The following is a 12,035-nucleotide window of genomic DNA, read 5'->3' as shown; positions in this document are numbered from 1 at the left end:
TTTAAAGAAGAAAGTAAGCCACGAATTTTGCGAATTAGAACTAAGTAGTAATTTGTGTAATTTGTGGCAAAAAATTATGCTCCACGACATTTACAAAAAAATTAGAAACAACGAACGCATTTCTCCCGACGAAGGATTGGAAGTGTTGCAACACGCAGAACTTCTTGACCTTGGTGAGTTGGCTAACGAAATTCGTTTCAGAAAAAATCCAAGCAACTACGTTACGTTTGTTGTTGATTCAAACCCGAATTACACAAACGTGTGCAACATTGATTGTATCTTTTGCGCATTCTATCGTCATCCCGGCGAAGAAGGAGTTTATACGCACAGCGTTGATGAGATGATTCAGAATTTCAAAGCGTCAGCAGAGAAAGGTGTAACGACAATTTTATTACAAGGTGGAGTTAATCCCGAACTTCCGTTGGAATATTATTTGGAAATGGTCGAGCGAACGGTGAAAGAAGTTCCGCACGTTCATCCGCATTTTTTTTCAACTTCGGAAATAATAGGAATGGCCGAAGTTTCAAAACTTTCAATTCGTGAAGTATTGCAAAAACTTTGGGAAGTTGGTTTGCGAACAATTCCTGGCGGCGGCGCAGAAATTCTTTCGGATAAAGTGAAGCGAAAAATTTCGAGTTCGAAAGGAACGTCGGAAGATTGGTTGAACGTGATGAGAGAAGCGCATCGCATCGGTTACAAATCAACTGCGACGATGATGTACGGACATATTGAAACGGATGAAGATATTGTGATTCATCTTGAAAGCGTTCGTAAATTGCAAGATGAGTTTCACGGATTTACAGCGTTTGTTCCGTGGAGTTTTAAGCCGGGAAATACGCCGCTCGAAAAAATTATTCCACAGTATGCTTCGTCGTCGCGCTATTTGCAAATGATTGCGTTCAGCAGAATTTATCTCGATAACTTTCAACATATTCAAGCGTCGTGGTTTTCGGAGGGAAAAAAGACGGGACAAATTGCGTTGCATTTTGGCGGCGATGATTTTGGCGGAACGTTGCTCGAAGAAAATGTTCACGCAGCGGCAAATTTTGTGAATAAAACCAATACTGATGAAGTGATAGATTTGATTCGTGAATCCGGATTTATTCCAGCACAGCGAACAACGTTGTATGAAACTTTGCGAACGTATGAATATCAACAAGCAGCATAATGTTTTTCTCTCGCAAAGACGCGGAGTCGCAAAAATATTTTTCTTTGCATCTTTGCGACTTTGCGTGAGCATTTTATTTTTCGCTTCTCCACTTTTCTCGCAAACTTCCGATTCAACAATTCAAGCATTAGAAAAACGCATTCAAATTCTTGAGCAAAAAATTTTGCAACTTGAATATTTGATTTCTACAAAAACTGATTCAATGATGAAGGTCGAGAATAAAAAGGAAGACGATAACTCTTCAGTTGTTGAAAAGAAAGAAGAGTTTGTACAATGTGCGGCGAAAACTGCAAAGGGAACACGTTGTACACGACGAGCGAAAACCGGAAGTAAGTTTTGCGGCTTGCATCAGTTTGAAGGCGAACCGAAAAAGAAAAAATAAATTTTACTCTCATCACTACTTCAATTCTTCCAAATATTTCTCTCTCACCGTTTGAATTGTTTCAGCGTATTCCGCAAACGCAAGGAACAATTCTGCTCGAAAGTGTTTCATCTCATTCTGAACTTTCTCAATATTCTTATATCGTAACAGAACCGTCCGCAATTGTTCGTTCCATCGGTGGAAGAACGTTTGTAACGAATGAAGGAAAGAGTTTTTTGATGAATGAAGATGCGTTGGATGTTGTAAGAAAATTACTTGAAGAAAAAAAGATTCCCGCTTTTGCGGGAATGACAAATGACGATAATGTTTTTTGCGGAGGAGCAGTTGGTTACATTTCGTACGATTATGGAATGACGTTGGAAAATATTTCCTCGCGTCATACAAAAACAAACTCGTTTCCTGAAATATTTTTTGGCTTGTATGATTCGGCGTTGTGTTTCAATCATCAAACAAAAGAGTGGAGTTTGAATAGCATAGAGCATAGAGCAAAGAGCAAAGCAAATCACGATTCAGGAACCACGATTCACGAAACACGAAATAAGCCACAAACTCACTTTTTAATTTCTGATTTCAAACGAAATGAATATTATGAAACAGTGAACAAAGCAAAAGAATACATTGCGAACGGAGATATTTATCAAGTGAATCTCTCGCAGCGATTTTGGGGAAAGACAACGAGTTCGCCGTTGACAATTTACAATTCACTTCGGGAAAATAATCCGGCGCCGTTTTCTGTAATGATGTGTATTGATAAAAACCGTTTTGTGTTCTCTTCTTCACCGGAATTATTTTTGAACGTTAATGGAAAAGAAGTTGAAACACGGCCAATTAAAGGAACAATTCAACGTGGGAAAAATTTTGAAGAAGATGAACAATTGAAACAACAACTTCTTTCCAGCAAAAAAGATGAAGCGGAATTGTTGATGATAGTAGATTTGGAACGAAATGATTTGAACAAAGTTTGCAAAAAAAATTCTGTTCGTGTGGAAAACTTAAAACGCATTGAAACGTACGAAACTGTTCATCATCTTGTTGCGGATGTGAAAGGAACTTTAAAAAATAATTGCGATGCTCTCGATGTTTTGAAAACGACATTTCCCGGCGGTTCAATTACGGGTGCGCCAAAAATTCGCGCGATGGAAATTATTGACGAACTCGAAAAATCGAAACGCGGAATTTACACCGGTGCAATCGGTTATATCGGTTTTGATGGAAATGCGAAATTCAATATCGGAATTCGCACGATGATGATGGAGAACGATTCAATTTGGTTCAATGTTGGCGGTGGAATTGTTGCCGATAGTATTCCCGAAAAAGAGTATGAAGAAACGCTGCATAAAGCAAGTGGAATGTTGCGAGCGTTGAATGTTAGTTTCAAAGGATAAACGATGGTAGTTTTCTTAAACGACAAATTTTGCAACGAAGACGAAGCATTTGTTCCGTTTAAAAATCGCGGAATGTATTTCGGCGAAGGAATTTTTGAAACAATGCGCGCGTATAACGGTAAAGTATTTGCGATTGAACAACACTTGCAGAGATTATTTTCTTCGGCAAAATACTTTTCTCTTCCAATTTCATTTTCCATTTCTGAATTGAATGAAATTGTACATTTACTTTTGCTCAAAAATAATTTGAGTGAAGCAATTGTTCGGATTACATTGAGCGGTGGAGGAATTGAACAAGGAAAACATTTTAGCGGTAATGCATCAAATTCTATTTTCTTTATCGAAGCGAAAGAATTTCAACCGACGTTTAATGAAACAGTTTCCGTTCGGTTTGCCAAAAAACAATTAGCGCATTACGATGAACTTCGTAAACACAAAACAATAAACTATTTACGAAACATCCTTGCGTTGCGTGAACAGGAAAATGTAAATCCAAAGGAAACAGAAACACTTTTTCTCGACGAACACAATTTTCTTTTGGAAGGAACACGAACAAATATTTTCCTCGTCTTAGGCGAAACAATCGTTACCCCTTCGCTCGATTGCGATATACTTCCTGGAATTACCCGCGCGAATATAAAAGAGATTTGCTTTCATCACGATATTCCATTCGAGGAGCGTATTATACATCGCTCGGCGTTAGACATCGCTTCGGAAATGTTTGTAACAAATTCCCTTGCAGAAATTGTTATGATTTCTACACTGGAACATCGTACGTTCACATCAAACGTAATGACGACAAAACTAACAACATTCTACAAAGAAAAAATACTAAGTGAATGTTATCCTCGATGAAAATAAGTATTTTTAACCGAATATTTTATCCAATGTCAAAATTATTAAGCAGAACATCGCATGAAGAACAGTTACCAAAAATGCTCTTTCTCTTTGTACTTTCTGTGTCGTTATTCGTGAGCGGTGCGCGACTTGCTTCGAGTGATGAGAACGCAATATACTTGTTAACGGAAAGTATCATTACCCGAGGTTCGCTTGACGTTCCGCCCAATATTGTTGACAACGGAAGTTTCTTTGAAGATAAATTTTTTATTTGGTCGGAAATCGGCGAAGCATTGTTTGCAATTCCCTTGTTTGTCGTTGGAAAAATACTTGCGTATGCGCTTCCGTTCGATGCGGGAATGAAATTGCTTTTTGTCAAAGCAATCGTTTCAACGATGAACGCATTATTTGGTGCCGCTCTCGCAGTTGTATTTTTTCGCTTATGCAGAAAATTTTCGTTCTCCGTACGAACGGCATTTTTTCTCACAGTCACACTTTGTTTCGGAACATTTTTGTTTCCGTATTTAAAAACTATTTCCCGCGATGTTCAACTTGCAGCGTTTTTGTGCGCAAGTTTTTATTGTTTGTATTCCTATAAACAGGAAGAAAAAAACACGGTGCAAAAAAAACAACGATGGATACAGAACGCCGGAATATTTGCGGGACTTGGTTTTCTGACAAAGATGACTTTTCTCTTGAATATTTCATTTCTTGCATTATATCTTATTTTGATTTCCCGTTCTGAAAAAGAAACGTTCGCATGGATGAAGAATCTGCTGAGGTTTTTACTTCCTATCGCAGGCGCATTCAGCGTTTTCTTTTTATACAATTATCTTCGGTTCGGAAATATTCTTGAAACCGGGTATAGCGGAGGAACAACATTTCCAACTCCGCTGTATTACGGATTGTATGGTTTACTTTTTAGCACCGGAAAAGGAATAGTTGTTTTTGCGCCGATTACTGTTTTGCTGTTGTGGGCAACGAAAAATTTTTTTAAGAACTTTCGCGCGGAAGCGATTATTATTTTCTCACTCCTCGCGGCAAATTTTTTTCTCTATGCAAAATATGTTGCGTGGGCGGGAGATGGAAGTTGGGGACCGCGGTATCTTGTTTCGATTTTGCCGTTTGTTCTTCTTCCTCTTGGGATATTTCTTGATGAGAGTTCAAAAACAATTAAACGTATTGCCGTTACGCTTTCTATTGTCGGTTTTTGTTTTCAACTTGGAGGAGTGTCTATGTATTTCGGAAATTATTTACGTTCCATCGGCGAATTTCCCTACGATAAAAATTTTGAACATCCGGAATTTTTGATGAAGTCGCATTTCAATCCATATTACACGCCGATTCTTGGACATTGGCGAATGATGAAAAGAAATTTTGAAGAACACATCGATGGAAATTTTCCGAAACTTCAAGTTGCAGAAAAATCGGAGCATCAACGAATTCCGATTGCAGAAGACGAACAGAAAAAACTGCAACATACATTTGATTACTGGTTCACGTATGGATTGTATTTGGGTTTTTCGCCGATATTGCTTTTTAGTTTAACAATACTATCTTTGATAATAGTTGTAGCGCAGTTTTTTTTTCTCAAACGTGCTGTTCATTTTGCGCACGTTGATTCTCTTCTTCAACCGAATGGAGCGATGCAATGAAATTATCCGTGATTATTCCTGTGTATAACGAAGTCGGAACGATACGAGCGATTGTTGAAAAAGTCCGCGCAGTTCCGTTGGAAAAAGAAATTATTATTGTTAATGATGCCTCTACGGATGGGACGAAAGAAGAATTAGCGCGAATTGAAAAAAAATTTCCTGAGTTGAAAATATTTCATCACGAAAAGAACAAAGGAAAAGGCGGCGCAGTGCATACGGGAATTTCAACAATGTCGGGAGAAGTAATGCTTATTCAGGATGCAGATTTGGAACTTGACCCGAATGATTACCCTGCTTTGATACAGCCGATAGAAGAAAAGAAAACATCGGTTGTGTACGGTTCGCGCGAATTGGGAATAAGAAATCAACATCTGTATTTTTCCTTTTATCTTGGAGGGAAAATGGTGAGTTGGTTTGCGAACATATTATACGGAAGCAGTCTTACGGATGCGCCTACGGGCTATAAAGTTTTGCGCAGCGATGTTGTGAAATCGTTGAACTTGCGATGCGAACGATTTGATTTTGACCCGGAAATTACTGCGAAAGTTTTGAAACGCGGAATAACAATAATAGAAGTTCCGATTAGTTATTATCCCCGGACAAAAGAAGCGGGGAAAAAAATCGGATGGAAAGATGGAATCGTTGCGTTGTGGACATTGTTGAAATATAAATTTATTACGTGAACGATGGTTACAGAATTTTTTAAGGAATATTTTGATTTCAAAACGTTGTTGATTGTGTTGGCGTTGATTGCGATTGGTATTGTTTCTATTTACAGCGCAACATACGGCGAAGAAACAGCGGCATTATATTATCAAAAACAACTCACATGGTTTGGCATTGGTGCGTGTGGGTTATTGGTAATGTTATTTATTCCGTTTCGTGCGTTGCCGCGAGTTGCTGTTCTTCTCTATGTAGTATCGCTTTTGCTTCTCGTTGTAGTGTTGATTATCGGGAAAACAATTTCCGGTTCAACGTCGTGGCTTGGGGTAGGTGGCATAGGAGCGCAGCCTTCAGAAATTGCAAAGATTGGAACAGTATTAGCGCTTGCCGCGTATATGTCGAAAAGCGATGTGGATTTGCTTTCGATGAAACATCTTGCCGTTACTTCCGGTATTCTTGCGCTTCCTGTTATACTTATAGTGTTGCAACCGGATGCTGGTACAGCAATTACGTATTGCGGAATGTTTCTTCCGATGCTTGCGTGGGGAGGAGCGTCGCCGTTTCTTATATTATTTATTTCAGCGTGTATCGTTGTTTCGGTTGCAGCATTGTTTGGAACGACAATGCTTGTTATCGTATTTGCACTCTTTGCTTTTGTACTGTATTTTTTTCGTGTTGATAGGTTTCGTTCCGTGCTTGCGTTTAGCGGTGTTGCGTTGCTCGGAATGACCGTACAATTTTTGATAGGAAGTTTGCAACCGCATCAGCAGAAACGATTGACGGTGTTCTTAAATCCCGAATCGGAACTTTTGGGCGCAGGCTATAACGTGTTTCAGTCGAAAGTTGCCATTGGAAGCGGAGGATTGTTTGGAAAAGGATTTCTCCAAGGAACACAAACGCAATTTAATTTTATTCCGGAACAATGGACAGATTTTATTTTTTGTGTTCCAGGAGAAGAATTCGGATTCCTCGGTTCGGCAGTGGTATTGTCGTTGTTTCTGATGTTGTTATTACGAAGCACTCGACTCGCGTCGTTGTTAAAAAATCGTTTTGCGAGTTTGACGGTTGTTGGCATAACGTCAATTTTTTTTGTGCATATAACAATCAATATTGGAATGGCAATGGGATTATTTCCCGTTATCGGAGTTCCGCTTCCTTTTCTGAGTTACGGTGGTTCTGCGTTGCTCGCAAATATGGTAATGGTGGGACTGTTGATGAATTTATACATTCACCGAAAAGAGTATTAGTTTTTTTACCATCAAGCATTTATTACTTCAACCAATATGAAAAAAACAATTCGAGAAGTTCCCGCAGAAAAATTACGGTGGCGTTGCAATCCCGATATGTTGCATATCGAAACAACCGATGATGTTCCTCCAAGCAAAGATATTATCGGTCAACAACGGGCATTACGGGCATTAGAACTTGGCTTAAAAATACAACACGGCGGCTACAATGTATTTGTAACCGGTTTTTCAGGAACTGGAAGAACAACAACCATTCGGCGAATGTTGCACGAGTTTGAAGGTATTCCAACGCAATTGTATGACCATTGTTTCGTGAATAATTTTAAGAAAACGGATGCACCCATTGCCGTTCGATTGCGAGCAGGAGAAGGAAATCTTTTCAAAGAGAAGATGGAAGATTGCCTTCGTGAATTAAAAAAAAATCTTCCGTCGTTGTTCGAATCGCGTCGCTATCAGGAAGAACGCAAACGTACGATGGAACATTTTCAGGAGCGTCAACGCGTCGTATTAAAAGAATTTGAAAGTAAAGTGCGCGCAAGAGGATTTGAAGTAGTGCAAGTGCAAGCCGGTGAAACGATGCATCTCGATATAGTTCCTCTCATTGAAGGTGTGCCTACGGGGTTTGAACAAATAGAAACACTTATTCGTGAAGGGAAAATGACGCGTGATGATGTCGATAATATTTGGCAAGAACGTTCGCAATTGGAGTCGCAGTTGGAAGTTATTAGCAGAGAAATGCGAAACATTGACCGCCGTGCGCGTGAATCTATGGAAGAATTAACTACAAAATACGCGCTTCCGTTAGTCAAGGATGCTATTGATGATATACGACATCGTTTCAACAATCAGAAAGTCAATGATTATTTGAATGATGTGCAAGAAACGATCATTGCCAATTTAGAACGTTTTCAGCAGCGCGACGAACAGCAATCGCCAATGCTCGGAATTTCTCCGAAGAGTGAACAGAAAGATGATTTCTGGGAGTATAAAGTGAACGTGATAGTGGATAACTCACGCACGAAAGGAACACCCATCATCCTTGAAACAAATCCTCGTTTCCATAATTTGTTTGGAACAATCGAATTTGAAATTGACAGAAATGGAACGTGGCACACAGATTTTTCATTGATAAAAGGCGGTTCACTCTTGCAATCCGATGGAGGTTTTCTTGTGGTCAATGCAATGGATGCGTTAGTGGAGCCGGGAGTATGGCATACGTTGAAACGAACATTGCGGAACGGAAGATTAGAAATTCAAACTATTGAAACCGGATTACTCGGCGCAAGTTCCGCATTGAAGCCGGAGCCGATTGAAATGAATGTAAAAGTTATTATGGTTGGTGATGTTGATACGTATTATTATTTGTACCATCTCGACGAAGAGTTTAAAAAAATATTTAAAGTGCGTGCGGATTTTGATGTAGAAATGCCGCGCAACACAGCAAATATCAAACGGTATGTTTCCTTTATCAAAATGATTTCGCAAGAAGAAAAATTGCTTGCGTTTGACAAGTCAGCAATTGCGGAAGTGATAGAAGAAGGAGTTCGTTTGTCGGAAAAACAAAATAAACTTTCAACGCGCTTTAATATCATTTCGGATTTGATGAAGGAAGCAAATTTTTGGGCGATGAAAGCGCAAGCAGTTGTTGTAACAAGCGAACACGTACGTACAGCAATTACTGAACAAATACGAAGAGAAAGTTTACTGGAAGAAAAAACGCGCGAGATGATAGACGATGGGACTATTATGATACAAACAGAAGGAAAGGTTGTCGGACAAATCAATGGACTCTCCGTGTACGAATTGGCTGGAAGAACATTTGGACAACCAACAAAGATTACTGCGAAAACATCAATGGGAAAACAGGGAGTTGTAAGTATCGAACGGGAAGCGGCGATGAGTGGTCCCATTCATAACAAGAGCGTTTTAATTTTAAGTGGTTACCTTCGGAGTTTGTTTGCGCAGGACAAACCGATGATGATGAATGCGAGTATTGCATTTGAACAATCATACGGTGGAATAGACGGAGATAGCGCATCTTCGACAGAGATTTATGCAATACTTTCAAGTTTAGCAGAAATACCGTTGCGCCAAGATATTGCTGTAACAGGCTCTGTTAATCAGCATGGCGAAGTGCAACCGATTGGTGGAGTAAATGAAAAAATAGAGGGCTTTTTTGATGTGTGTAGAAAACGAGGATTTAAAAAAACTCACGGCGTACTTATTCCTTCTCAAAATGTAAAAGATTTGATGCTACGGCACGATATTATAGATGAAGTAGCAAATGGAAATTTTCATATATATTCTGTAAACACAATCAACGATGGGATAGAATTGCTCACGGGAATTTCTATGGGAAGACGCAATACTCAAGGAGAATTTCCTGAAGGAACAATTGGGTATCTTGCGAATAGGAAATTAGTATTGCTTAGCCAAAAACATAAAGAACTGTCCGTTTCGGATTGATATACTTGAAAAAAAATTGCAGTACTATTTGAATTTGTCTGAAAAATGTTTAATTTACCCTCGAATTTTGATTTACAAAGTTTATTAATTCATTACATTATTCACTAACATGAGTCCTCATTATGAAGCGAATTATACTTCCTTTGTTTGCTATTTTTTTATGTTCATTTGTATTTGTAAATATTGCTCTTTCTCAAATTGAGCAACAATTTATCAAAAGATATACATCAGCGCTCAAAAATGTTGATGTAGCCAAATTTGCTCGCGTTGACAATTCCGGAAATTGCATTGTTGCCGGAACTGCTAACGCTCGGTTTACATTGTTAAAGTACTCGAAAACGGGTACTCCATTAGATACATTGACAAGTACCGCGATGGATACGCTTACAGCAATGGCTGTAGATAATAACGGTAATTACTTTTATGCTGGAATTTCTGTTCAATCAGCAGCATTAAATTATTCACTCATCAAAGTAACAGCGGACACTATTGCTTGGACAAAATCTGTTGATTTTGGAGGCAATGAAGTTCCAACAGGCATTGCCATTGACACTAGTAATAACGTGTATTTAACCGGATATCGAATGGTAGGAAATGTTTCTGTTTCGAGGAATGTTGATTATTATACGGTGAAATATGTCGGAGAAACAGGTGATACTATCTATAGTAGACGATATAATAACGGTTCATCGAATCTCGAAGATTATGCGCGTGGAATTGTCTATAGTCCAACGGATAATACAATAATCGTTACCGGCGAAACGAATCAATTAAACGAAAACTATAATTACTATACGATAAAATATAATGCATTAACCGGTGATAGTTTGTGGTCGAAGAAATATCATAATTCACAAGATGATAAACCAACCGGAATAGCCATTGATAACTCTGGTAATATTTACGTTACCGGAAATAGTATAGGTACGCTTGAAGATATTTTTACTGTTAAGTATAGCAGTAGCGGAACACAAGTGTGGACGAAACGATACACAGGACAGCGGACGGATTACGCGCGAGCGCTCTATGTTGACAACAGTTCAAATATTTTTGTTGTAGGTGCAAGTTATATCGGAACGGAACACGATATAGTTACGATAAAATATAATTCTTCAGGAGTTCAGCAATGGATTAATACTTATAATGGTGCCGGTTCTGGACAAGACGAAGTTACGGATATTAAATTTGACCCGTATGGAAACATATTGATAACAGGGTACGAAAACGGATTAGTAAACGGTTCAAGTTCTTATCGCGATTGTTTGTTGTTGATGTTAAACTCGAGTGGCGTTTTACGGAAAGCAAATACGTACACCGGAGTATCCATTAGCGCAGATACTGCATATCCTTTCCCCGGAGTACTCAATTCAATTGCAATAGATCAAAGTACAGGCGCAGTGTGGGCAGTAGGACAAGATTCCGGAGCCGCTTCCTCAACAGATTTTATTGTAATTAAGTATGAATCAAGAAATTCAATTCGTGGTTATATTAAACGCGACACAGATGGAAGTACTGCAACAACCAATGACCAAACATCATTTTCAGGTTCAAAAGTAGTTCTTGATTCAGCAGGAATTCGACTCGACAGCGTGTATTCCGATGCAAAAGGAAACTACACTGTTCCCCTGGTGTTTAATGGAGAATATACGTTGATTCATTATCCACCGGATAACACTTGGCAAACGGTTGGAGTATCTCCTGGTTCTGGTGGTAACAGTCAAACTGGAAACGGAACCAATAAAATAAATGTCAACGTTTCCAATAGTCAAGTTTCTATCAACAATGGTTTTTTTGCATATACTGCAAATGATACATTGAAATACAGAACATTAACATTGGAAGATTACGGAGTAAAGAAGCCCAACAAGATTACAAAATTTATCAAGAAAGTAAATACGTTTCTTACGTTCCCCAATTCAGCAAACATTCGCGAAACAATCTTTGCGCGCGAATTTCCGAAAAAAACAACGAAGAAATTTATTGTAGGAGTTATTGATAGTCCTGTAACTCGTTGGTGGGTGTGGATGCAAAAATCCAGCGATATTCAAAAAGCATACCCGATGAAACAAAAAGCAAAATATTTTGTGACCTACGCTGGAGTAGACAAACCAGGTGAGAAAAAAGGATTATTGAAAGCGCCGAATCATTTAGCGGGTGAACAAATTGCGTTAAAAATGAATTTGTTAGGAAGCAAATATTCCATTCTTACTCCCGGCTTAGCAAACTTATTGT

9 protein-coding genes are annotated in these 12,035 nt (G+C 38.7%); all 9 read left to right on the top strand.

All coding sequences use genetic code 11. The annotated features are described in order from the left end of the window. Window positions 1–76 precede the first annotated feature (76 nt). Window positions 77–1,168: a dehypoxanthine futalosine cyclase gene (gene mqnC / locus FJ218_09265; GenBank protein MBM4167087.1), complete on the top strand. Its 1,092-nt coding sequence runs from the start codon at window positions 77–79 to the stop codon at window positions 1,166–1,168. Then, window positions 1,146–1,550: a hypothetical protein gene (locus FJ218_09260; GenBank protein MBM4167086.1), complete on the top strand. Its 405-nt coding sequence runs from the start codon at window positions 1,146–1,148 to the stop codon at window positions 1,548–1,550. The genes mqnC and FJ218_09260 overlap by 23 nt, the downstream gene beginning before the upstream one ends. Next, window positions 1,547–2,935, top strand: coding sequence for an aminodeoxychorismate synthase component I (pabB, locus tag FJ218_09255; protein MBM4167085.1), 1,389 nt, complete (start codon window positions 1,547–1,549; stop codon window positions 2,933–2,935). Before FJ218_09260 ends, pabB begins: the two co-directional genes overlap by 4 nt. Before the next feature lie 3 nt (window positions 2,936–2,938). After that, window positions 2,939–3,790 (top strand): hypothetical protein, encoded by an 852-nt coding sequence (locus FJ218_09250; GenBank protein ID MBM4167084.1) that lies wholly within the window; start codon window positions 2,939–2,941, stop codon window positions 3,788–3,790. Then, window positions 3,775–5,427: a phospholipid carrier-dependent glycosyltransferase gene (locus FJ218_09245; protein MBM4167083.1), complete on the top strand. Its 1,653-nt coding sequence runs from the start codon at window positions 3,775–3,777 to the stop codon at window positions 5,425–5,427. The genes FJ218_09250 and FJ218_09245 overlap by 16 nt, the downstream gene beginning before the upstream one ends. Beyond that, entirely contained in the window at window positions 5,424–6,110 is a 687-nt protein-coding gene (locus FJ218_09240; GenBank protein ID MBM4167082.1) for a glycosyltransferase family 2 protein, read from the top strand. Before FJ218_09245 ends, FJ218_09240 begins: the two co-directional genes overlap by 4 nt. Before the next feature lie 3 nt (window positions 6,111–6,113). After that, window positions 6,114–7,337, top strand: coding sequence for a rod shape-determining protein RodA (gene rodA, locus FJ218_09235; protein ID MBM4167081.1), 1,224 nt, complete (start codon window positions 6,114–6,116; stop codon window positions 7,335–7,337). Window positions 7,338–7,373: 36 nt separating this feature from the next. Further along, entirely contained in the window at window positions 7,374–9,803 is a 2,430-nt protein-coding gene (locus FJ218_09230; protein ID MBM4167080.1) for an ATP-dependent protease, read from the top strand. A 122-nt stretch (window positions 9,804–9,925) separates the two neighbouring features. Then, window positions 9,926–12,035 (top strand): hypothetical protein (locus FJ218_09225; protein ID MBM4167079.1); only part of this gene is annotated, 2,110 nt, incomplete at its 3' end.

The organism is Ignavibacteria bacterium (assembly GCA_016873775.1).
In the GTDB taxonomy this organism is placed as follows: domain Bacteria; phylum Bacteroidota; class Ignavibacteria; order UBA10030; family F1-140-MAGs086; genus JAGXRH01.
This window is presented reverse-complemented; position numbering and strand designations above follow the sequence as displayed.

Excerpts from the sequence above, each read along its gene's own strand:
- FJ218_09230 (MBM4167080.1), top strand. The coding sequence starts at position 7,374 with ATGAAAAAAACAATTCGAGAAGTTCCCGCAGAAAAATTACGGTGGCGT.
- FJ218_09240 (MBM4167082.1), top strand. The coding sequence starts at position 5,424 with ATGAAATTATCCGTGATTATTCCTGTGTATAACGAAGTCGGAACGATA.
- FJ218_09260 (MBM4167086.1), top strand. The coding sequence starts at position 1,146 with ATGAATATCAACAAGCAGCATAATGTTTTTCTCTCGCAAAGACGCGGA.
- FJ218_09250 (MBM4167084.1), top strand. The coding sequence starts at position 2,939 with ATGGTAGTTTTCTTAAACGACAAATTTTGCAACGAAGACGAAGCATTT.
- rodA (MBM4167081.1), top strand. The coding sequence starts at position 6,114 with ATGGTTACAGAATTTTTTAAGGAATATTTTGATTTCAAAACGTTGTTG.
- FJ218_09245 (MBM4167083.1), top strand. The coding sequence starts at position 3,775 with ATGTTATCCTCGATGAAAATAAGTATTTTTAACCGAATATTTTATCCA.
- mqnC (MBM4167087.1), top strand. The coding sequence starts at position 77 with ATGCTCCACGACATTTACAAAAAAATTAGAAACAACGAACGCATTTCT.